Here is a 21982-nt window from a genome sequence, read left to right as displayed (position 1 = left end):
TTGGCAGGCCATGAGCGGTTTGGGCGCGGATCAATTCGAGGCATTGGTGCTGGCGGCAAGGGCATCTGGCGATGCCGCAGGCTATCGTGCGGCCTTGGCGCTGCGTCCAGGCCACAAGGCCGCTTCCTTGCCGCTGGCCGAATTGCTGCTGGCACGGGGGGATGCGGCCGGGGCTGCCATGGTGCTGGCGCCGATGCTGCAGCAGCATCCAGACAGTATTCGCGGCTGGGCCCTGATGGGGGCGGCTTGCATGGCATTGGGCAACCTGGCCGGTGCCGAGGCGGCTTATGGCCAGGTGCTGCGCTTCAAGCCCGATGAGGCCGTGGCTTTCAACGGTCTTGGCGCCATCCGTCAGGCCCAGGATCGTGCCGACGAGGCGATCGGCTTTTATCGTCAGGCGCTTGCTGTTCGGCCCGCTGCGCCGGAAATTTTGAAGAACCTCGCTTTCGCACTGGCCAATGCCGGGCTGCTTGAAGAAGCCGAAGCGCGCTTTACAGAGTTGGAAGGCATCGCGCCGGATTTTGCCGAAGCGCGGATGGATCATGGAATCTTCCGGCTGTCGTTGGGCGATTACGCGCGGGGCTGGGATTTGTATGAAGCGCGCTGGGCCAGCGGCGTATACAGCGAAACCGATGCCGGCCAGGGTTTGCCGCGCTGGAATGGCGAAGCGCTGAACGGCAGGCGCCTGCTGCTGTGGGGCGAGCAGGGCATCGGCGACCAGATTTTGCATGCTACGATGCTGCGCGATGCGATCCGGCTCGCAAATGGCACGGTGACGATTGCGGTGACCGACCGCCTGGTGCCCTTGCTGGCGCGCAGCCTGGCCGATACCGGTGCGCAGGTGGTGGTGCGCGGGCAAGCGGTGGCGGCCGATCTGCAATGTCCCTTTGCCAGCTTGGGCGGATTGGTGCGCCGGCAAGCCGGCAATTTCAATGATGGCATCTATTTGCGCCCCGATCCGGCGCAGGTGGCGGCCTTCTGTGCGCGGCACGCAGGGATGGCCGGCGGGCGCAAGCTATATGGCCTGTCCTGGCGCAGCGGCAATCCGCAATTGGGCGATGCCAAGAGCATTCCGTTGACGCAATTGGCACCGCTTTTTGCCATCCCCGATATTGCCTGGCTGAGCGTGCAATACGGCGATGTGGGTGCGGAAATCGCCGCATCGGGTTTACCCTTGCAGATCGAAAGCGTGGATGGCTTAAGCGATATCGATGCCCAGGCCGCGCAATTCGCCGCGCTGGACGGCATGGTGTCGGTGAGCAATACCGGCGTGCATCTGGCCGCGAGCATCGGGTTGCGCTGCCATGTGCTGCTGCCGCGTGGCCGTGGGCGTTTCTGGTATTGGCCCAGGCCGGGCCGCAGTTGCGACTGGTATGCCGCGCCACGCTTCTGGTATCAGCAGCAGGATGGCGATTGGTCGGGCAGCATTGCGGCCCTGGCGCGGGAGTTGAGCAATGACTGATCCGGGCAGTGATCCGGGGGCTGATATCGCTGGTCTGCTGCACCAGGCCTTGGCCCAGCATCAGACCGGTAACATCACGGCCGCTATGGCGGGCTACCGGGCCGTGCTTGCTCAGCAGCCGCGGCAAGTCGATGCGCTGCATCTGTTGGGTGTGGCGCTGGAACAGGGCGGCGATGCCGAAGCCGCCGTGGCGATGATCCGCCAAGCCATCGCCATCGATGGCAGCCGGGCCGATTTTCACGATAATCTTGGCAATGCCCTGCTGGCGGCAAAAGACGGCGAGGGCGCCGCCATGGCCTATCGCGAAGCGCTGCGGCTGGAACCGCAGCGGCCGGGTACGCTTTACAATCTCGGCAATATTCTGCGTCTGCGTGGCGAGACGGAAGAGGCGCGCCAGTTGCTGCAGCAGGCTTTGCGCTTGCAGCCGCGCTATGCCGATGCGCTGAAGAATCTTGCATTGCTGGAATGGGAAGAGGGCGACATGGCTGCGGCCGAGCCGCTCTTCCGACAGGCCGCGCAATTGGCCCCGCAGGATCGCGTGTTGCCGATGAATTACGCGCTATATCAACTGGCGCGCGGCGCGTATGGCGCCGGCTGGGATCTGTATGAATCGCGCTGGCGCAGCGGCGTGTACGACGAACGCGATTGGAGCGCGGGTTTGCCGCGCTGGGATGGATCGCCGCAACCGGGGCGCCACCTGCTGCTCTGGGGCGAGCAGGGCATCGGCGATCAGATTCTGCATGGCACGATGTTGCGCGATGCGGTGGCGCATGTGCGGGCTGCGGGCGCGTGCCGCGTCAGTATTGCGGTGTCGGATCGCCTGGTGCCGCTGCTGGCGCGTAGCCTGGCCGACCTGCCCGATCTGCAGGTGATCGAGCGCAATCAGAAAACCGATGCCGATCTACAATGCCCGTTTGGCAGCCTGGGCCGCTTTCTGCGCCGAACGGCTACGGATTTTCCCGCAGGCCGACAGGCCGGGGCCTATTTGCGCGCCGATCCGGCACGCGTGGCTGAATTCCGTGCGCGCCACGCGGCGATGGCGGGCCCGGGCAAACGGGTTTACGGCCTGGCCTGGCGCAGCGGCAATTTGCAGTTGGCCGATGCCAAGAGCATTCCGCTGGCCAAGCTGGCACCGCTTTTCGCTCTGTCCGGTATTGCGTGGCTGAGCGTGCAATACGGCGATCCGCGCGATGAAGTGGCGGCCTCCGGCTTGCCGCTCAATACCGCGCTGACCGTGGATGGTTTGCAGGATATCGATGGTCAGGCGGCGCAGCTGGCCGCGCTGGATGGCATCGTGTCGGTCAGCAATACCGGCGTGCATGTTGCGGCGGGATTGGGGCTGCCCTGCCATCTGCTTTTGCCGAAAGGGCGGGGGCGGCTGTGGTATTGGCCACGCGAAGGCACGCAATCGCCTTGGTATGGCAGCGTCCGGCTCTGGCGCCAGCATCGCAGCAATATATGGGAAGATGTAATAAATGACATTGCATCTTTTCTTAAAGTTGAAATCCACTCTTAACCCATTGATTTATATAGTCTGTTATTATTTGGAAATACGCCAAAATTAGTCTTGACGGGCTTGGGCGGGCTCTGCTAACACTTTTGAGACTTCCAAAAGGAAGTTTTCTACCATCCTAGAACAGGAGACTAAGTCATGGCCAATTCCGTAAATACCAACGTCGGTGCTCTCGTCGCGCTCTCTTCTCTGCGCGTTACCAACTCCGAGCTCGACAAGACCTCCAAGCGCATTCAGACCGGCTTCCGTGTGGCCGATGCTTCTGACGATGCTGCCGTCTTCGCGGTGGCCCAGGGCATCCGCGGCAACATCAAGGCTTACGCCTCCGTGCAGTCCTCGCTGGCTGCTGGTGAAGGCCTGGGTCAGGTTACCGCTGCCGCGTTGACCGGCATTTCCAACCTGGTGGCCGACGTTAAGGCGAAGTTCGCCAACCTGGCCGACGGCTCGCTGACCTCCGCTCAGCGCACCACCTACCAGAACGACGCCTACCAGCTGATCGGTCAGATCAACAACTTCATCAACCAGGCGACCTACAACGGCAAGAACCTGCTGAATTCGGCTGCCACGATTTCCTTCGTGTCGGACGTGTCGGGTTCCTCGTTGACCCTGCAGACCGGCACCAACCTGCTGACCTCGGTCACCGCTCTGTCGGACGCCATCGGCGCCTTCACCGCTGCCGCCGACTACAGCACCGCGATGGGTGCCCTCACCACCTTCGAAGGTTTCGTGAACTCGATTTCTGCGCAGGTTGCCGCTCAGAGCCGTTCGCTCTCGCTGCAGCGTAGCTTCGTGAACGACCTGGTGGACGCCACCAAGACCGGCCTTGGCGCCCTGGTGGACGCCGACGTGGCTGCCGAATCCGCTGCCCTGCAGTCGCTGCAGGTCCGTCAGCAGCTGGGCGTGCAGGCGCTGTCGATCGCCAACCAGCAGCCGAACACCCTGCTCAGCCTGTTCCGTTAATCCGGCGGCTGATCAAGCCAGTATTTTCCGGTTCCGACCGGGTGGAAAGGGGGCTTCGGCCCCCTTTCTTTTTGTCTTGGCTGTTTCTTCCGTTAACCCCCCTTTGCTTTTTTCGGCGCGGCCCTTTAGCGTTCCGACGAGCGCGCGGCTTGTCGCGCGGGGTCGATTCCATAGCAGAAGGGGCGGGGCCGGGCAGTTGCGCGCCGGCCCTGGAGGTTATCCGTGCCGCTGATCATCACTTTGAAAGCCGGAGAGAAGTTCATCCTGAACCGGGCTGTGCTCAGCCTGTCCAAACCGGCCAGCATCATCATCGAGAATAAGGCTTCCTTCCTGCGTGAAAAGCATATCATGCGCGAGGAAGATGCCGACACGCCCGCAAAAGTTATCTATTATATGTGCCAGCTGACATATCTCTGGGAAGAAAAATTCGACGAGTATTACCCCAAGATCAAGGATGCCTGTTTGGAGTTCGTTAAGGCCGCTCCGAGTACCAATGGTCTGATAGGCAGCATCGGTTCGGCGCTGGCGCAGCAGGATTTCTTCCGGCTGCTCAAACACGCCAGGCGCCTGATCGAAGTTGAGAGGAGGTTGCTCGATGTCGGGAATAAATCCGTACCTAAAGGCGCAGAACGTTCTTGAGACGCCGCGCCAGCTGGAATACCGGCTGTTTTCTTCTGTCACCCGCGCTCTGATGGAAATCCGTCCGCTGATGCAGAGCAAAACCCCTGGCGATGTGGCCAAGATCGCCTATGCCATCGGCTGGAACCGCGATGTGTGGAACCACCTGATGCCCGAGGTGTTGGACGAGGCCAATGCGTTGAGCAAGGACGTAAAGGTTTCGCTGGTCAATATCTGCCTGTTCGTCAACAAGCGGACCCAGGAAATCACCCGGGGTGAATCCACCGATATCGAGCCGTTGATCACCGTCAACCGCAACATCATGGATGGCCTGAAGTGACGACGGCGCCGCTGCCGCCGCATTCCAAGCCCCGCTGACACCTGTTTCCGCGTTTCAAATCATGAGCGCCGATCTCGACGCCGCCCAAGCAGCAGCCTTGGCGCAGGCGGCCCGCGCGCTGAGTTCAGGTAATCCCGCCGCCGCCCTGAAAGCTTTGCAGGCTGTTCCGGATACTGCCGTGGCGTGGCAAATACGCGGCTTGGCGCTGCGGGCCCAGGGCGACAGGGCCGGCGCGGAAGCCGCCCTGCTCAAAGCTTTGCAACTGGCACCCGATCATCCCGCAACCATGGCGCAGTTGGCCCAGCTTGCTGCCGAGCGCGATGCCCCGCAGGAGGCCCTGGGCTGGCTGGAGCGCCTGCTGGCGTTGCAGCCGGATAATCCGGCCGTTCTGGGCAGCTATGGTGGCATGCTGCGCCGCATGGATCGTGCCGCCGAAGCGCTGCCGGTGTTGGACCGCGCCCTGACCTTGCAGCCGGATCATGCCGGTCTGTTGCTGGATCGGGCGCATGCCTTGCGCAAACTGCAAAGATTGGCCGAGGCGAAGCAGGCTTTCGAGGCCGCGCTGGCGAGCCAGCCGCAGGCTGTGGCGGCGTGGACCGGATTGGCCGAATGCCTGCTGCGGCAGCATGATGCCGAGGGCGCGATGCAGGCGATTGCCAAGGCTCTGGCGCTGGCACCCGGGGATGGTCAGGCAATCGGTACCAAGGGTTTGATCCTGGCCCATCGCGGCGACCGTGTCGCGGCGCTGGAATGCTATCGGCAGGCTTATGCGGCAATGCCCAATGAGGTGTCTGCCCGGCGCAATTACGGCAATGCGTTGCTGCGTGCCGGCCATGTGGCGGAGGCTTGGCCGTTGCTCGAGCATCGCCCTGATCGGCCGGAAAGCCGCGCGCCCCTGGCGCGTGCCGGGCTGCCCTATTGGGATGGCGCCGATGTGCCCGGCCTGCGCTTGCTGATCTGGGCCGAGCAGGGGATCGGCGACGAAATCCTGCAGGCTGGCTATGTCCCGGAATTGCTGGCGGCGGGCATCGATCTTGTGCTGCTGTGTTCGGCGCGGCTGGAACCGTTATTCCGCCGTGCCTTCAAGGGCGCGGACATACATGCCGTGCGCGCCGATACGGATTTGCGGGTGTTCGGTGCCACGCATCAGATTTCGATCTGCGATCTGGCCTCGCGCTTGCGCCGTATGCAGGCTGCGCCGGCGCAGGATGTGCCTTATCTGCGCGCCGATCCGCTGCGCAGCCAGATTTTCGCCCAGCGCTATCGCAGCCTGCAGGCCGAGCGTGTGATCGGCCTGTCGTGGCGCAGCGGCAATCCGGCCCTGGGCGATTCCAAATCGCTACGATTGGTGGATCTGTTACCCATCCTGCGCCTGCCGGGCGTCGCCTTCGTATCGCTGCAATATGGCGATTGCGCCGATGAGATTGCCGCCTTGCATGCCCAGCATGGTATCGCTTTGCATGTGGATGCCGATGTGGATCCGCTCAGCGATATCGATGGCCAGGCAGCGCAGATATCGGCGCTGGATGCAGTGGTGTCGATCAGCACCGCCGTTGTGCATCTGGCCTGCGCCTTGGCTGTGCCGAGCCGTGTGCTGCTGCCTTTCGAGCATGGCTTGTTGTGGTATTGGGGCGAAAGCGGCGATGCATCGATCTGGCGGCCCGGCGCCAAACTGTACCGCCCGGCCAATGCCGATGATCGCCTCAGCCCGATTCAGGCGCTGGCCGCCGATATGCAGGCGGGGCGTGCATGACCGGCATCGCAGATACAGCCGCGATTCTGGAGGCAGCCCGCGTCTTGAAGCGCGAAGGCAACCTGCCGGGCGCAGCCGATCTGCTGGGCAAGGCATTGCCGCAGGATCCCGGCAATGCCGATATCGCGCTGGCGCTGGCCGATGTGCTGGTGGCGCTGGAACGCCAGCCGGCGGCGCTGGGCATTGTGGATCTGCTGCTGCAGCACCGGCCCGATCATCTGTTGGCCATGGTGGCGAAAGCGCGGCTGCTGTTGCTGATCGGTTATAATGCCGAGGCTGCGGATCTTGCGCGGCATTGCAGCCAGGTGCAGCCCGAGCGCGCCGATATCTGGGCGCTTCTAGCCGCTGCCGCCCATGCCGACGGCCGTATCGATGAAGCGCGCCTGGCCGCCAAGCAGGCCTTGCACCGCGATCCAGGCAATGCCGCCGCCTTGGGTACGTTGGGCCATCTGGCAGCAGAACGCGGCGACGCCGCCAAGGCGCGGGATTTCTATCGCAAGGCGCTGGCATTGAAGCCGAAGGATGCCCGGCTGCATTACATGCTGGGCCTGGCCAATCTGTTGCTGGGCGATCTGCCGGAAGGCTGGGCCGGCTATGCCTGGCGCCATCAGGTGAAGCCGCCCTTCACGGCGCATTTCGGCTGCGGCCTGCCGGATTGGCCTGGCATTCCGTTATTGCCCGGCCAACGTTTGCTGGTCTGGGGCGAGCAGGGCTTGGGCGATGAAATCCTGTTTGCCAGCCTGCTGCCGGAGTTGCTGAAACGCCAGCGCGATGCATTGCTGTATTGCGAGCCACGGTTAGTGCCGCTCTTTGCCCGCAGCTTTCCCGATATCGAGGTGGTGGGCCGCCATGATGGTTTCGATCCCGCAGCCCATGGCCTGACGCATCAGGTTTCGTCGGCCGATCTGGGCGGATTGTTTCGTGCGCGGATCACCGATTTTCCCTGGCATGATGGCTATCTGCGGGCCGACCCGGCGCGGGTTGCGCATTATCGTGCGAAATATGAGGCCATGTTGCCGCCTGCTATGCGGGAGACTGGTTTCATTCTCGGCATCGCCTGGCGCAGCGGCAATCCCGCGCTGGGGCATTACAAGTCTGGTGGCTTGGCGGATTTCGCGCCATTGCTGGAACGGCCGGATTGCCTTTGCGTGACTTTGCAATATGGCGATACCGCAGCCGAGCGGGCCGCCATGGCCCGCCCGCCGTATCACGATGTCGAAGTGGATCCGCTTGTCGCCCCCGATGAACAGGCGGCGCAAATCGCGGCGTTGGATGGCATAGTCAGCACCAGCAACAGCGCAGTGCATCTGGCCGGCGCACTCGGCAAGCCGGGTTGGGTGTTGCTGCCGGCGGCGCGCGGTACGCAATGGTATTGGGGCAGCCAGGGCGATGCCACGCCCTGGTATCCCAGTCTGCGGCTGTTGCGGGCCGCTGTTGGCGAGGGGCCGGCTGCCCAGTTGGACCGCAGGTTGCGGGAAATAGGCACGCCACCGGGCTGAAAAGCTGCTAGGCTGAGCCAGTTAGAGTTCGCCGCGCAATTCCTTTGTGTCGGCGTTTACCATCGGTCAACCACTTTTTGCGACAAACAATCCGCTCAAGCCGGACAGCATACCGATTCGGCCGGAACAGCAGGAAAAGGGGGCTTAGCCCATGTCGATGTCCGAAGAAGAACAGAGCAAGGTAACTCGTGAGGCCTTCGTGGCCACTTGGGAAGCCCTGGTGAATGGCGGCGTGTCGCGTGAAGTTGTGGCTGCGATTGCCATGAGCATGGCATTGGCGGAATTGACCGCGATTTTCGGCAAGGCGGTGACCGCTCATGGTCTGGAACGCCTGCCCGATACCATCCGCTCTGGCGCGTTCGACGCCAAGTAAAGCATCGCCGCATCGCTCCATTGGGGCGGGCGGCAAAGCGGCCTGAAAATGCCAACGGCATCGCTTCCGCGCGTGCGGAGCGGTGCCGTGTTGCGTTCTATATTTGCTTGAGGCGGAAAATCAGGTGGTGAGATCCACAGAGCCGCCAACGCCTTGGGGCAGCGGGGCCTGGGGCTGTGCCTGGGCTGGGGCCGCATTCGACTGCGCGGGCTGCTGATTTTCCGGTGCGGTGATCTGCTTGACGTTTTCCAAGCTGGCCGAAACGGCGCTCAACACTGCCAGTTGCGTATCGCGGGCCACCTGGGCGCCGACAAGCTGAAGCTGCTGCTGAATGGCTGACATGGTATCGGTTCCTTCTGAAGCGATGCGGCCATTCTATGCCCACAGCGGCATTCCGGCAATTCCCTCTCTGCGGCCATAATCAAGAATTCATGTAGCCGCAGTCACAGTCCGGCGTCAGTCGGCAGGCCGGAAGCAATGGGCGGGGATTTGGGATGTATACGGAACATATCGATGCCTGGCGGCTTGACTTGGGCCATGGGGGGGCTATCACTGGCGCCCGTTATTCCTGCTTATTAATCCCAGGGAGTCCGGTATTCCAAGCCGGCGCATGAGGAGCTTCCGATCATGACACTTGCGTTTCTGTTTCCCGGCCAGGGCAGCCAGGCCGTTGGCATGGGCAAGGATTTGGCCGATGCCTTCGCCACCGCCCGCGAGGTATTCCAGGAAGTGGATGATGCGCTGTCGCAGAAACTCAGCAGCCTGATGTTCGAGGGGCCGGAAACCGAGTTGACGCTGACCGAAAACACCCAGCCCGCCCTGATGGCGGTGAGTGTGGCCGCAGCCCGGGTGCTGCAAAAGGATTTCGGTATCGACTTGGCTGCCAAGGGCAGCTATGCCGCCGGCCATTCGCTGGGCGAATATTCCGCACTTTGCGCACTTGGCGCGTTGGGCCTGGCGGATACCGCGCGGCTGCTGAAGCTGCGCGGCCAGGCGATGCAGAAGGCGGTGCCGGTGGGCGAGGGTGCCATGGCCGCGCTGCTGGGCCTCGATCTCGATGTGGCGCAGACCGTGGTGGATGAGGCCGCGCAGGGCGAAGTGCTGGGCTGTGCCAATGATAATGGCCCCGGTCAGGTGGTGATTTCCGGCAAGAAGACCGCCGTGGAGCGCGCGCTGGATGTGGCCAAGGCCAAGGGCGGCAAGCGCGCCATTCTGCTGCCGGTAAGCGCCCCGTTCCATTGCGCATTGATGCAGCCTGCCGCCGATGCCATGCAGGAGGCGCTGGACCGTGTAACGCTGAATCCGCCGCGTTTGCCGGTGGTTTCCAACGTCACCGCCAAGGGCGAAAGCAATCCCGCCGATATCAAGAAGCTGCTGGTGGCGCAGGTGACCGGCCTGGTGCGCTGGCGCGAATGCACATTGTGGCTGGCCCAGCAGGGCGTGCAGCGCGCGGTGGAAATCGGAACCGGCAAAGTGTTGGCGGGCCTGGTGAAGCGCATCGAAAAGAGCGTGGAGGCGAGCAGCCTCAACAGCCCGGCCGATCTGGAAGCCTGGGCCAAGTCGGTCTGATCCGTTTAAAGCATAAGGAAACTCCCATGTTCGATCTCACCGGCAAATTCGCCCTCGTTACCGGCGCCACAGGCGGCATCGGCAATGCCATCGCCACCACGTTGCATGGCCAGGGCGCAACGGTCGGCCTGTCGGGCACTCGTGAATCGGTGCTGCGTGAACTGGCCGACAAGCTGGGCGAACGCGCTTTCGTGCTGCCCTGCAACCTGGGCGATGCGGCTGCCGTAGATGCCCTGATCGGCCAGGCCGAGGCTGCCATGGGCCAGGTTGATATCCTGGTGAACAATGCCGGCATCACCCGCGATGGCCTGGCCATGCGCATGAAAGATGAAGACTGGCAGGCGGTGCTGGATGTGAATCTCACCGCCGCCTTCCGGCTCAGCCGCGCCTCGCTGAAGGGCATGATGAAGCGCCGCTGGGGCCGCATCGTGAATATTACCTCCGTGGTGGGCACCACCGGCAATCCCGGCCAGCTGAATTATGCCGCCGCCAAGGCCGGCCTGGTCGGCCTGTCGAAATCCCTGGCGCAGGAAGTGGCCTCCCGCAACATTACGGTGAATTGCGTGGCCCCGGGTTTCATCGAAACCGCCATGACCGATGTGCTGAACGAACAGCAGAAAACCGCCATCATGGCCAAGATTCCGGCCCAAAGATTGGGGCAGGGGCTGGAAGTTGCCGCTGCCGTCGCCTATCTGGCCTCTACCGAGGCGGCCTATGTGACGGGCCAGACCTTGCACGTTAACGGCGGTATGGCCATGATTTGATCTACCCGGGCCGACTCCGGTGGGTTACCGGGGCGACTCCAGGGCGAGTTGGGAGGCTAAGTTAAGGACGCTTGGCCCCCCGGATATTCTATGCTAATAGGCCCCCAACCACGGGCCGGACCGGAATGCCATTCGGGTTTTGGAACAGCTTAACGTGGCAACGAATCACAAGGATTAAGGACAATGAGCGATATCGCCGAACGCGTGAAGAAGATCGTCGTCGAGCATCTGGGCGTTGAGGCCGAAAAGGTCACCGATGCTGCCAGCTTCATCGACGATCTGGGCGCCGATAGCCTGGATACGGTCGAACTGGTCATGGCGTTCGAAGAGGAATTCGGCGTCGAAATCCCCGATGATGCCGCCGAAAAGATCCTCACCGTGAAGGATGCGATCGACTTCATCTCCGAGAAGGCTTCGGCCTGATCCGTTGATCGGATCAAGGCTGTCTCGGATCATTTAAAAAGAGGCTTCCACATGCGTCGTGTCGTCGTCACCGGCCTCGGCTTGGTTACGCCGTTGGGTAATGGCGTGGACGCAACCTGGACGCGCCTGATCAATGGTGAATCGGGCCTCGGCCCGATCACCCGTTTTGATGCAGGTGAGATGCCGTGCCGTATTGCCGGCCAGGTGCCCCTTAAAAAAGATTTCCCTGATCGCGCTGATGCGTTCGAGCCGACCGAATGGATGGACGGCAAGGAGCTGAAGCGGGTGGACGATTTCATCGTCTACGGCGTGGCTGCCGCCAAGCAGGCGGTGACCGATTCGGGGTGGGTGCCGGCCAATGAAGAACAGCGTTGCCGCACCGGCGTGCTGATCGGCTCCGGCATCGGCGGCCTCAATGGTATCGAGGAAGCCGCGATTACTCTGAAGGAAAAGGGCCATCGCCGCATCAGCCCGTTTTTCGTGCCCGGCCGCCTGATCAATCTGGTGTCTGGCCATGTTTCCATCGAACACGGCTTCAAGGGTCCGAATCACGCTGTGGTGACGGCCTGTTCCACCGGCGCGCATGCCATCGGCGATGCGGCCCGCCTGATCATGTGGGACGATGCCGATGTGATGATTGCCGGCGGTGCGGAAGCCACCATCGGCCCGCTCGGCGTGGCCGGCTTTGCCGCCGCCCGTGCGCTTTCCACCGGTTTCAACGACACCCCCACCAAGGGCTCGCGCCCCTGGGATAAGGGTCGCGACGGCTTCGTGATGGGCGAGGGCGCCGGCGTTGTGGTGTTGGAAGAATACGAGCATGCCAAGGCGCGTGGCGCCAAGATCTATGCCGAAGTGGTCGGCTATGGCCTGACCGGCGATGCGCATCACATCACGGCCCCGCATGAAAGCGGCGATGGCGCTTTCCGCTGCATGCAGATGGCGCTGAAGCGCGCCGGCATGAGCCCGGGCGAGATCGATTACGTGAATGCCCATGGCACCTCTACGCCGCTGGGCGACGAAATCGAACTTGGCGCCGTGAAGCGTGTGTTCGGCAATGCTGCGGCCACGCTGTCGATGTCCTCCACCAAGTCGGCCATCGGTCACCTGCTTGGCGCTGCCGGTGCGGTGGAAGCGATTTTCTCCACGTTGGCGATCAAGACCGGCATCGTGCCGCCCACGCTCAATCTCGACGATCCCTGCGATGGCTCGGAAGGCATCGATCTGGTGCCCTACAAGGCCAAGCAGCGCGAGGTGCGTGCGGCTTTGTCGAATTCGTTCGGCTTCGGCGGCACCAACGCTTCGCTGGTGCTCAAGCGCGTCGAGACTTGATGAAATCCCTGCTGCGCCCGCTGCTGGCTCTGCTGCTGGCGGTCGGTGCGGCGGCGGCTGGCTCGGCCTGGTGGTTCAGCCAATGGCTGGACCGGGCAGGCCCACTCCCTGAAACAACCCTGGTGTTGGTGCCGCGCGGCGAGGGCCTGGCGGGCATTGCGGCACGCCTGCATGATGCTGGGGCGGTTGGCGATGCGCGGCTATTCATGCTGGCCGGCTGGTGGACCAGTTTCGGCCCCGCTCTCAAGGCCGGCGAATATGCCATCGCTGCTCATGAAAGCCCGCGCGCCATCCTGGCGCAGATTGCTGCTGGCCGGGTTTTCCAACGTAAATTCACCGTGCCCGAAGGCCTCAGCAGCGCGGAGATTCTCGCGCTGCTGAGCAAAGCCGAAGCGATGAGCGGCGAGGCGCCATCCGCTTTGCCCGATGAAGGTACGCTGCTGCCCGAGACCTACAATTACCTGCATGGCGATAGTCGGGCGGAGATGCTGCGGCGCATGGGCCGGGCCCGCGATGAATTGCTGCAACGGCTCTGGGCAGCGCGCGATCCGGCGCTGCCTTACGCCAGTATGGCGCAGGCCGTGATCATGGCTTCCATCGTGGAGGCGGAAACGCCCAAGGCCGAGGAACGCCCGGTGGTGGCCGGCGTGTTCGTCAATCGCCTGCGACGCGGCATGAAACTGCAAACCGATCCCACGGTGATCTACGGCATCACCCGCGGTCTGCGCGACCTCGACCGCCCGCTCAGCCGCGCCGATCTGGCCCAGCCCACACCATGGAACACCTATGTGATCGATGGCATGCCGCCCACGCCGATCAACCATCCCGGCCGTGCCAGCCTGGCCGCCGCGCTGGCACCTGCGGCTACGAAATATCTCTACTTCGTGGCCGATGGCAGCGGCGGGCATCTGTTTGCCGAAACCTACGACCAGCATCTGCGCAACGTGGCGATCTATCGCGCGCAGCAGAAGTAGTTCAGGCCATATAGCTCAGGCGCCCAGCATCCTGAGCGCCATCTTCAACGCATCGCGCACCGTGGCTTCGCGCACCTCCGCGCGGCCGATATCGCCATAGCGCATTTCGGCATGCAGCGTATCCTCCTGCACCATCGCCACGGCGATATGCACAAGGCCAACCGGTTTTGCCGCCGAGCCGCCACCCGAACTGTTTCCCGGGCCGGCAATGCCGGTGCAGGCGATGCCGATCTGGGCATTGCTGTTGCGCACCGCGCCCTCGGCCATGGCGCGCGCCACTTCCTCGCTTACCGCGCCGCGCCCGGCGATGATCTCGGCCGGCACGCGCAGCATGCCGATTTTTGCTTCGTTGGAATAGGTGACGAAGCCGCGCTCCATCACGTCGGATGAACCGGCAATCGCGGTGAGTGCGCCGGCGATCAGGCCGCCGGTGCAGGATTCCGCCGTTGTCAGCATCACCCCGCGTTTGCGGCAGGCTGCCAGCACTTCGGCTGCCAGCTTTTCTATTTCGGAAGCGATTTCAGCGTTCATGCCAACATCCTTTGCACGCCGACCATGATCAGGCAGCCATACACCGCCGCTAGCAGGTCGTCGAGCAGGATGCCTTTCGGTCCATGCAGGCGGCTGTCGGCCCAGGAGGCCGGCCAGGGCTTGGAGATATCCAGCACGCGAAACACCACAAAACCCAGGGCATAAAGCAGCCAATCCTGCGGTACGAAAAGCAGCACCAGCCATTGGCCGGCCACTTCGTCGATCACGATCTCGCCGGGATCGTCGCCTGGCCAGTTGCGCAGATAGATTGCGACGGCCCACAGCGAAAGCAGGCAAATCAGGCCAAGCGCGATAGCCAGGGCCGGCCAGCCGCCCCAGCCTTGCAGCAGCCAGGCAAAGGGCAGGGCGCCCAGCGAACCCCAGCTTCCTGGCGCCTTGGGCATTTTGCCGAGGCCGAACCAGGTGCAAAGCGCGAAGGCCAGGCCGTTGATCATGGCAGGCGAACCGTTGCCACGGCCTGTGCCGCGATGCCTTCGCGCCGACCGGTGAAGCCGAGTTTCTCGGTGGTGGTGGCCTTCACCGCCACGCGATCCACAGGCAGGCCGCAAATGCCGGCGATGCGCTTGCGCATGGCTTCGCGGTAGGGCCCCACTTTCGGTGCCTCGCAGATGATGGTGAGATCCAAATGGGCGATAAGGCCGTCGCGCTTATGCACCAGATCCACCGCGTGGCGCAGAAAGCGTTCGCTGGCCACGCCTTTCCAGCGCGCGTCCGAGGGCGGGAAATGTGCGCCGATATCGCCATCGCCGATGGCGCCTAACAAGGCATCGGTGAGTGCATGCAATGCCACATCGGCATCCGAATGTCCGGCAAGGCCATGGCTGTGCGATAGTTCGATCCCGGCCAGCACAAGGGCGCGGCGGCCCGGTTCGGCATCGAAGGCATGCACGTCGAAGCCTTGGCCTACTCTTATATCAGGCCGGGCCAGCAGCAATTGCCGCTCGGCGCGCTGGAAGTCTTCCGGTGCCGTCACTTTGAAATTCTCGTCGCGGCCGGTCACGCATAATACTGCAAGCCCGGCCTGTTCGGCCACGGCGGCATCGTCGGTCAGGCTTTGGCCGGCGGCTGCGCGATGGGCATCCAATATGGCCTGAAAGTGGAAAGCTTGCGGTGTCTGTGCACGCCAAAGTCCGGTGCGATCCGCGCCGCCGAGCATACGGCCTTGTTCATCGGCACGTTTCAGCGTATCCACCACCGGCACCGCAAGGATGGCCCCTGGGCTGGTGGTGAGCGCCGCCAGCAGACGGTCGATCTCGGCCTCGGTAACGAAAGGTCTTGCCGCGTCGTGAATCAGCACCAGATCGGTGGGGTTGGTGGCCGCCAGGGCCTCCAGCCCGAGGCGCACAGAGTCTTGGCGCTGGCTGCCGCCAAAACAGGCCGGTGCCAATTTTTTGGCGTCGGCTAGATTTTTAATCGCGTCATGATAGAAAGTGCCGTCGTCGCGGTGGATCACCACCTGCACCCGGTCGATGGCCGGATGGGCGAGCAGCCGGGCGATGCTATGAGTGATCAGGGGTATCCCACCAAGCAATTGATATTGCTTTGGGATTTCGCCGCCGGCGCGATGGCCGCGGCCTCCTGCGACGATCAGGGCGCTGGTTTGCATGGCGCGCAGCCTAGCCGAGGCGGGCTTGGAAAGGCAAATGCTGCAGGATGCAACAAATCATGTTGCAGTGCGGTACCTTTGTTTGTACATTGACCAACAAGTGAGCATCATCCAGTGATGACTAAATTATGAGCATACAAATTGGCCCCGTGACAATCGAGGATCCGGTGATCCTCGCGCCGATGTCTGGCGTCACCGATCTGCCCTTCCGCCGGCTCGTCAAGCGCGCCGGGGCGGGGTTGGTTGTGTCTGAAATGATCGCTTCCGAGGCGATGGTACGTGCCTCGCGCCAATCCCTGAAGATGGCCGAGGTGGCGCCGGAAGAATTTCCCATGTCGGTGCAGCTTGCCGGCTGCGAAGGCCATGTGATGGCCGAAGCCGCGCGCCTGAATGAAGACAAGGGCGCCGCCATCATCGACATCAATATGGGCTGCCCGGTGAAGAAGGTGGTGAACGGCTATGCCGGTTCGGCGCTGATGCGCGACCTGGAGCATGCCAAGGGCCTGATCACCGCCACGGTGAAGGCCGTGAAACTGCCGGTCACCCTGAAGATGCGCACCGGTTGGGACCATGCCAATCGCAACGCGCCCGAACTGGCCAGGATCGCCGAGGGCGAGGGCATACGGATGCTGACGGTGCATGGCCGCACCCGCTGCCAGATGTATAACGGCTCTGCCGACTGGGGCTTTGTGCGCCAGGTGAAGGAAGCCGTGTCGATCCCGGTGATCGTGAACGGCGATATCACCACGCTGGAAGAGGCTAAGGCGGCGCTGGAGCAATCGGGCGCCGATGGCGTGATGATCGGTCGTGGCGCCTATGGCAAGCCGTGGTTTTTGAACCAGGTGATGGCCTACCTGCGCGATGGCACGCGGTTGCCCGATCCTACGCTTGCCGAACAGGAAGCCCTGGTGCTCGAGCATTACGATGCCATGCTGGTGCATTACGGCACCCATACCGGCAGCAAGATCGCACGCAAGCATGTGGCCTGGTATTCCAAGGGTCTGCCGGGTTCGGCTGAATTCCGCACCCGCATCATGCGGATCGAGGCGCCGGACGAGGCGCGCCAGGCCGTGCGGGATTTCTATGCCCCCGTGCTCGACCGTCTGGCGGCGTGATCCGATGTCCGAACGTCTGATCGATCAGCCCAATCTCGATGCCGCGCTGGTGCTCGGCTCGATCCCCAATCCGATCCTGGTGCTGGGCAAGCAGGGCGTGATTGCCTATGTGAATCCCGCCGCCGAACAGTTTTTCGATTCCGGCTCAGCCATGCTGTGCCGGCAGAATATTCGCGACATCGTGCCCTTCGGCAGCCCGATCCTGCAGCTTGTGGGGCAGGTGCAGCGCGATCGCCATACGGTGTCGGAATATGATGTGGATCTCGGTTCGCCGCGGCTTGGCGAGCGATTGGTGGATGTGCAGGTTTCGCCGGTGCCGGAGTTGCCCGACCATGTGATCCTGCGGCTGGATGAGCGCTCCATGGCCGCCAAGATCGATCGTCAGTTGACCCATCGCGGCGCTGCGCGCTCGGTCACCGGCATGGCCGCCGTGCTGGCGCATGAGGTGAAGAATCCGCTCTCGGGCATCCGGGGCGCCGCGCAGTTGCTAGAGGGCAGCGTCAGCCCGGCCGACCGCGAGCTCACCCGGCTGATTTGCGATGAAACCGACCGCATCTGCGCGTTGGTGGATGGCATGGAAGTATTCTCCGACAAGCGCCCCATCGAGCGCGGCCCGGTGAATATCCATCAGGTGCTGGAACATGTGCGCAAGGTGGCGCAGGCCGGCTTCGGCAAGAATATACGCTTCATCGAACGCTACGATCCTTCGCTGCCGCCGGTTTTCGGCAACCGCGACCAACTGATCCAGGTGTTTCTCAATCTGGTGAAAAACGCGGTAGAGGCCATCGGCGGCGATCCGGGCGGCGAGCTTACGCTGACCACGGCCTATCGCCATGGCGTGCGGCTGGCCGTGCGCGGTTCGCGGGATCGTATCCATCTGCCGCTGGAAGTGACCGTGCAGGATAACGGCCCCGGCGTGAGCGAGGATATCCGACCTTATCTGTTCGATCCGTTCGTCACCACCAAGTCTTATGGCAGCGGCCTGGGTCTTGCATTGGTGGCGAAGATCATTGGCGACCACGGCGGCGTGATCGAATGCGATAGCCGCCCTCGCCGTACCGTGTTCAGTGCGCGGCTGCCGGTGCATAACCCGGCAACCGAGGAGTCCGGAGGATTAGCATGAGTAACAAGGGCACGATCCTCGTCGCAGATGACGATCGGTCCATCCGCACCGTGCTCGATCAGGCATTGGGGCGGGTGGGCTATCAGGTCCGCACCACCGGCAATGCCGCCACGCTGTGGCGCTGGGCGTCGGAAGGCGAGGGCGACCTGGTCATCACCGATGTGGTGATGCCGGACGAAAACGGGCTGGACCTGCTGCCGCGCATCAAGCGCATCCGGCCGGATCTGCCGATCATCGTGATGAGCGCGCAGAAAACCCTGCTCACCGCCGTGAAGGCGGCCGAACGCGGCGCCTATGATTATCTGCCCAAGCCCTTCGATCTGAAGGAATTGCTGCGGGTGGTTGAGCGCGCCCTGAGCCAGCCCAAGGCGCAGCCCTCGGAAAGCAGCGAGGCGGTTGCCGACGAGGAAAAGCTGCCGTTGATCGGCCGTTCGCCCTCGATGCAGGAAATCTACCGCGTGATGGCGCGCCTGATGGGCACCGACCTTACCGTGCTGATCTCGGGCGAGAGCGGCACCGGCAAGGAATTGGTGGCGCGTGCGCTGCATGATTACGGCAAGCGCCGCAATGGTCCTTTCGTGGCGATCAACATGGCGGCGATTCCGCGCGAGCTGATCGAATCCGAATTGTTCGGCCATGAAAAGGGCGCCTTCACCGGCGCCAATGCGCGCTATGCCGGCCGTTTCGAGCAATCGGAAGGCGGCACGCTGTTCCTGGACGAAATCGGCGATATGCCGCTGGAAGCCCAGACCCGTCTGCTGCGCGTGTTGCAGCAGGGCGAATATACCACCGTGGGCGGCCGCACTGCGATCCGCACCGATGTGCGTATCGTTGCCGCCACCAACCGCGATCTGCGCCAATTGGTGAACCAGGGCCTGTTCCGCGAGGATTTGTTCTACCGCCTGAATGTCGTGCCGTTGCGCCTGCCGCCGCTGCGCGAGCGCGGCGAGGATATCCCCGATCTGGTGCGCCACTTCCTCAACCAGGCGCATCTGCAGGGCCTGCCGATCAAGACCGTGTCGCCGGAGGCAATGGAGCGGCTGCGCCGCTATCGCTGGCCTGGCAATGTGCGCGAACTGGAAAACCTGGTGCGCCGCCTGGCCGCGCTTTATGCCGACGACGTAATCGGCATCGAGGTGATCGAAAACGAGTTGGCCGAGCCGCCGCAGGCCGCCCGCGCGCCGGAGCCCAGCGAGGAAGAGACCCTGACCGGTGCCATCGAGCGCCATCTCACCAAGTATTTCGCCGCTCATGGCGACGATCTGCCCCCCAACGGGTTGTATGATCGCATGCTGCGTGAGTTGGAAATCCCGCTGATCTCACTCAGCCTGGCGGCCACGCGCGGCAACCAGATTCGGGCCGCCTCGCTGCTGGGGCTGAACCGCAATACGCTGCGCAAGAAGATCCGCGACCATAACATCCAGGTTATCCGGGGTTTGAAATAAGCGGTTTCAGGCCGCCGGCCTGACCGTTAGCAAGCCCGGCGGAATCGGCTAGACTGGCCGCCATGAGCCGGGAAACCGTTGCCGATAGTCCTGTCATGCCCAATCCTGCCGAGGCGCCCAGCCGGCGGGCTGTGCTCTGGCGGCGTTTCACCGCCTGGACCCAGCGGGTGCGGCTGATCCGGTATCTGGAAATCGCCACCGCCTGCACCGCGTTGGTGATGGGTGTGCTCACCTATGTGGCGATGACACCGGGCGCCACCGAAGTTTCCCTGCGCCAGACCCAGTTGCTGCTGCTATCTGACCTTGTGGTGCTGCTGGGGTTGATCAGCCTTGTTGCGCGGCGTGCCACCATGCTGTGGGTGCAGCGTCGTCGCGGTGCTGCCGGCTCGCGCCTGCATGCGCGTATCGTGCTGCTGTTTGCCCTGGTGGCTTCGGCGCCGGCCATTCTGATGTCGGTCTTTGCCGTGTTGTTTTTCAATCTCGGCCTGCAAACCTGGTTCAGCGACCGTGTCACCAGCGCCGTTAAGGGCTCGGTGGCGGTGGCCGAGGCGTATATGCAGGAGCATCGCAAGACCATCCGCGCCGATATTCTCGGCATGGCTGTCGATCTCAACCGCGAGGCGCCAAGGCTGGCGCGCAATTCGCTGCTGTTGCAACAGGCTATGCTGTCGCTGGCCCGGCTCCGCGGCCTGAGCGAAGCGATGGTATTCACCTCCAGCCGCGAGATCGTGGCGCAGACCCGTTTCGGCATGCAGTTCGAACTCGATCAATTCACCGACCGGCTATTGCAGGATGCCACCACCGGGCAGTTGATCTTCATCAATTCCGATAGCGAAGACCGTGTCAGGGCACTGGTGCGGCTGGATGCCTATCTCGACCTGTTTCTTTATGTCGGTCGTTTCATCGATCCCCGGGTATCGGCGGAACTGGAGCGTACCCGCGATGCGGCGGCGCAATATACCCGGCTGGAACAGACCCGCTCGCAGATCGAGGTGAATTTCGCCATTGTGTTCGTGCTGGTTTCGCTGCTGCTGTTGCTGCTGGCGATCTGGTTCAGCCTGTTGATCGCCACGCGGCTGGTAACGCCGATCGGCGAGGTGGTGTCGGCTGCCGAGCGGATCAGCGCCGGCGACCTGAATGCCCGGGTGAGCGAACGTGCCGATGACGACGAGGTGGGTAATCTCGGCCGCGCGTTCAACCGCATGACCGAACAGCTTGGCGTGCAGCAGGCCGAACTGATTGCCGCCAACCGGCAATTGGACGAGCGCCGGCGTTTCACCGAAACCGTGTTGTCGGGCGTTTCGGCCGGCGTTATCGGTGTGGATATGGTGGGCCGGGTAACCTTGCCCAACCCTTCGGCGCTGGCGCTGCTGGAAACCGATTTCGATAGTCTGGCCGGCAGGCTTTTCGTGGAAGCGGCACCGGAAATGGCCGAGCTGTTTCAGCAAGTGCGTGATAACCCCACCGAACAGGTGGCGCGTGGCCAAGTGATGCTGCAACGCGGCGATGTACCGCGCAGCCTTCTGGTGCGTGTAGCCCGCGAAATGACCGGCAATGAATTGCTCGGCTATGTGGTCACCTTCGATGATGTGACCGAGCTGGTGGCCGCCCAGCGCAATGCCGCCTGGGCCGATATTGCCCGCCGCATCGCCCATGAAATCAAGAACCCGCTGACCCCGATCCAGCTTTCCGCCGAGCGACTGAAACGCAAATACCTGCGCGAGGTGACCACCGATCCGGAAATCTTCGCGCAATGCACCGACACCATCATCCGCCAGGTGGGCGATATCGGCCGTATGGTGGATGAGTTCTCGGCTTTCGCCCGTATGCCGCGCCCGGTCTATCGCGACGAGGATTTGAACCAGATCGTGCGCCAGGCGGTATTCATGCAACAGGTGGCGCGTGCCGATGTGGTATTTGAAAGCCGGCTGCCGGCCGAACCCGTGGCGCTGCGCTGCGATGCGCGGCAATTGTCGCAGGTTTTTACCAACCTGCTGCAAAATGCCCTCGATGCCATAGATGGCCGCGAGAAACCCGGCGCCGAGAGGGCCGGAACCGAGGAAGGCGAAAGCCTGCCGCCCGGCCATATCGTGATCGAGTTGCGCCAAGTGGATAACGAAGCCCAGCTTTGCATCATGGATAACGGCCGCGGCCTGCCGCCGGGCCTGGCTGGCCGGTTGTTCGAGCCTTATGTGACCACGCGGGCCAAGGGCACCGGCCTGGGGCTTGCCATTGTGAAAAAGATCATCGAAGAACATGGCGGCGGCATCACCCTGGAGGATGCCCGGCGGTTTGCCCCCGACGCGAAAAGTGGTAGCGTGGCCCGAGTCAAGCTGCCGATTGCCGCGAAAGGCATAGTCGATCCGGAGCCAGGCACCAATCCGGAGCCGGGTACCAATCCGGAGCCGGGGAGCGGGAAGCGCGCAGCCATCGGCGAAAGCCAAGCGCAAGATGCGGACCGGATGCTTGATCAGACGCTAGGTGAAGAGGCGCGAAACGACATGCGGACGGCAGGGACGGATATGCCTGTGGCGCAGGCTGGCGGCGGACGATTGGCTTGATAC

Annotated in this window: 21 protein-coding genes; 17 read left to right on the top strand and 4 right to left on the bottom strand. The window is 63.1% G+C overall.

What is annotated here, in order from left to right; all coding sequences use genetic code 11:
- Window positions 1-10 precede the first annotated feature (10 nt).
- The 8 genes from KF827_RS06280 to KF827_RS06245 all read left to right on the top strand — a co-directional run bounded on the left by KF827_RS06280 (window position 11) and on the right by KF827_RS06245 (window position 8518).
- Window positions 11-1462, top strand: coding sequence for a tetratricopeptide repeat protein (locus KF827_RS06280; protein WP_291002020.1), 1452 nt, complete (start codon window positions 11-13; stop codon window positions 1460-1462).
- Entirely contained in the window at window positions 1455-2978 is a 1524-nt protein-coding gene (locus tag KF827_RS06275; RefSeq protein WP_291002017.1) for a tetratricopeptide repeat protein, read from the top strand. The genes KF827_RS06280 and KF827_RS06275 overlap by 8 nt, the downstream gene beginning before the upstream one ends.
- A gap of 135 nt (window positions 2979-3113) precedes the next feature.
- Window positions 3114-3935 (top strand): flagellin, encoded by an 822-nt coding sequence (locus tag KF827_RS06270; RefSeq protein WP_291002016.1) that lies wholly within the window; start codon window positions 3114-3116, stop codon window positions 3933-3935.
- A 222-nt stretch (window positions 3936-4157) separates the two neighbouring features.
- Window positions 4158-4574: a flagellar biosynthesis repressor FlbT gene (locus KF827_RS06265; RefSeq protein ID WP_291002014.1), complete on the top strand. Its 417-nt coding sequence runs from the start codon at window positions 4158-4160 to the stop codon at window positions 4572-4574.
- Window positions 4531-4893: a flagellar biosynthesis regulator FlaF gene (locus KF827_RS06260; protein ID WP_291002011.1), complete on the top strand. Its 363-nt coding sequence runs from the start codon at window positions 4531-4533 to the stop codon at window positions 4891-4893. The genes KF827_RS06265 and KF827_RS06260 overlap by 44 nt, the downstream gene beginning before the upstream one ends.
- A 61-nt stretch (window positions 4894-4954) precedes the next feature.
- The gene (locus KF827_RS06255) at window positions 4955-6646 is read left to right on the top strand and encodes a tetratricopeptide repeat protein (RefSeq protein ID WP_291002008.1); all 1692 of its coding nucleotides are present in this window, start codon (window positions 4955-4957) and stop codon (window positions 6644-6646) included.
- The gene (locus tag KF827_RS06250; RefSeq protein ID WP_291002005.1) at window positions 6643-8145 is read left to right on the top strand and encodes a tetratricopeptide repeat protein; all 1503 of its coding nucleotides are present in this window, start codon (window positions 6643-6645) and stop codon (window positions 8143-8145) included. The genes KF827_RS06255 and KF827_RS06250 overlap by 4 nt, the downstream gene beginning before the upstream one ends.
- 151 nt (window positions 8146-8296) lie before the next feature.
- Entirely contained in the window at window positions 8297-8518 is a 222-nt protein-coding gene (locus tag KF827_RS06245; protein WP_291002003.1) for a hypothetical protein, read from the top strand.
- Between the two features lie 120 nt (window positions 8519-8638).
- On the opposite strand, the gene KF827_RS06240 is transcribed toward KF827_RS06245, so the two are convergent.
- A complete protein-coding gene (locus KF827_RS06240; protein ID WP_291002000.1) occupies window positions 8639-8860 on the bottom strand; it encodes a hypothetical protein in 222 nt (73 codons plus the stop codon).
- 285 nt (window positions 8861-9145) lie between these two features.
- Between KF827_RS06240 and fabD the strand changes: the two genes are divergently transcribed.
- The 5 genes from fabD to mltG all read left to right on the top strand — a co-directional run bounded on the left by fabD (window position 9146) and on the right by mltG (window position 13577).
- Complete coding sequence (gene fabD, locus KF827_RS06235) at window positions 9146-10087, top strand: ACP S-malonyltransferase (protein WP_291001997.1); 942 nt, start codon at window positions 9146-9148, stop codon at window positions 10085-10087.
- 26 nt (window positions 10088-10113) lie between these two features.
- Window positions 10114-10851, top strand: coding sequence for a 3-oxoacyl-[acyl-carrier-protein] reductase (fabG, locus tag KF827_RS06230; protein ID WP_291001994.1), 738 nt, complete (start codon window positions 10114-10116; stop codon window positions 10849-10851).
- A gap of 183 nt (window positions 10852-11034) precedes the next feature.
- Window positions 11035-11274, top strand: a complete 240-nt coding sequence (locus tag KF827_RS06225; RefSeq protein ID WP_291001992.1) for an acyl carrier protein — start codon at window positions 11035-11037, stop codon at window positions 11272-11274.
- Window positions 11275-11325: 51 nt separating this feature from the next.
- A complete protein-coding gene (gene fabF / locus KF827_RS06220; RefSeq protein WP_291001989.1) occupies window positions 11326-12603 on the top strand; it encodes a beta-ketoacyl-ACP synthase II in 1278 nt (425 codons plus the stop codon).
- The gene (gene mltG, locus KF827_RS06215) at window positions 12603-13577 is read left to right on the top strand and encodes an endolytic transglycosylase MltG (RefSeq protein ID WP_291001986.1); all 975 of its coding nucleotides are present in this window, start codon (window positions 12603-12605) and stop codon (window positions 13575-13577) included. The genes fabF and mltG overlap by 1 nt, the downstream gene beginning before the upstream one ends.
- Before the next feature lie 15 nt (window positions 13578-13592).
- On the opposite strand, the gene KF827_RS06210 is transcribed toward mltG, so the two are convergent.
- The 3 genes from KF827_RS06210 to KF827_RS06200 are packed head-to-tail and all read right to left on the bottom strand — an operon-like array spanning window position 13593 to window position 15735.
- On the bottom strand, window positions 13593-14108 hold the full coding sequence (locus KF827_RS06210) for a CinA family protein (protein WP_291001983.1): 516 nt from the start codon (window positions 14106-14108) through the stop codon (window positions 13593-13595).
- Window positions 14105-14563, bottom strand: coding sequence for a phosphatidylglycerophosphatase A (locus tag KF827_RS06205; RefSeq protein WP_291001981.1), 459 nt, complete (start codon window positions 14561-14563; stop codon window positions 14105-14107). Before KF827_RS06205 ends, KF827_RS06210 begins: the two co-directional genes overlap by 4 nt.
- Window positions 14560-15735 carry a bifunctional 2-C-methyl-D-erythritol 4-phosphate cytidylyltransferase/2-C-methyl-D-erythritol 2,4-cyclodiphosphate synthase gene (locus KF827_RS06200; RefSeq protein WP_291001978.1) on the bottom strand — a complete coding sequence of 392 codons (1176 nt, stop codon included), beginning with the start codon at window positions 15733-15735 and terminating at the stop codon, window positions 14560-14562. The genes KF827_RS06205 and KF827_RS06200 overlap by 4 nt, the downstream gene beginning before the upstream one ends.
- 128 nt (window positions 15736-15863) lie before the next feature.
- On the opposite strand from KF827_RS06200, the gene dusB reads away from it, so the two are divergent.
- The 4 genes from dusB (at window position 15864) to KF827_RS06180 (ending at window position 21979) form a co-directional block, all read left to right on the top strand.
- Window positions 15864-16850 carry a tRNA dihydrouridine synthase DusB gene (gene dusB / locus KF827_RS06195; RefSeq protein ID WP_291001975.1) on the top strand — a complete coding sequence of 329 codons (987 nt, stop codon included), beginning with the start codon at window positions 15864-15866 and terminating at the stop codon, window positions 16848-16850.
- A 4-nt stretch (window positions 16851-16854) separates the two neighbouring features.
- Window positions 16855-17973 carry an ATP-binding protein gene (locus tag KF827_RS06190; RefSeq protein WP_291001972.1) on the top strand — a complete coding sequence of 373 codons (1119 nt, stop codon included), beginning with the start codon at window positions 16855-16857 and terminating at the stop codon, window positions 17971-17973.
- Window positions 17970-19418, top strand: a complete 1449-nt coding sequence (gene ntrC / locus KF827_RS06185) for a nitrogen regulation protein NR(I) (RefSeq protein ID WP_291001970.1) — start codon at window positions 17970-17972, stop codon at window positions 19416-19418. The genes KF827_RS06190 and ntrC overlap by 4 nt, the downstream gene beginning before the upstream one ends.
- A 62-nt stretch (window positions 19419-19480) precedes the next feature.
- Window positions 19481-21979, top strand: coding sequence for a PAS domain-containing sensor histidine kinase (locus tag KF827_RS06180; protein ID WP_291001968.1), 2499 nt, complete (start codon window positions 19481-19483; stop codon window positions 21977-21979).
- The last annotated feature ends 3 nt before the right edge of the window (window positions 21980-21982 follow it).

The organism is Ferrovibrio sp. (genome assembly GCF_019636075.1).
Lineage (GTDB): Bacteria > Pseudomonadota > Alphaproteobacteria > Ferrovibrionales > Ferrovibrionaceae > Ferrovibrio.
This window is presented reverse-complemented; position numbering and strand designations above follow the sequence as displayed.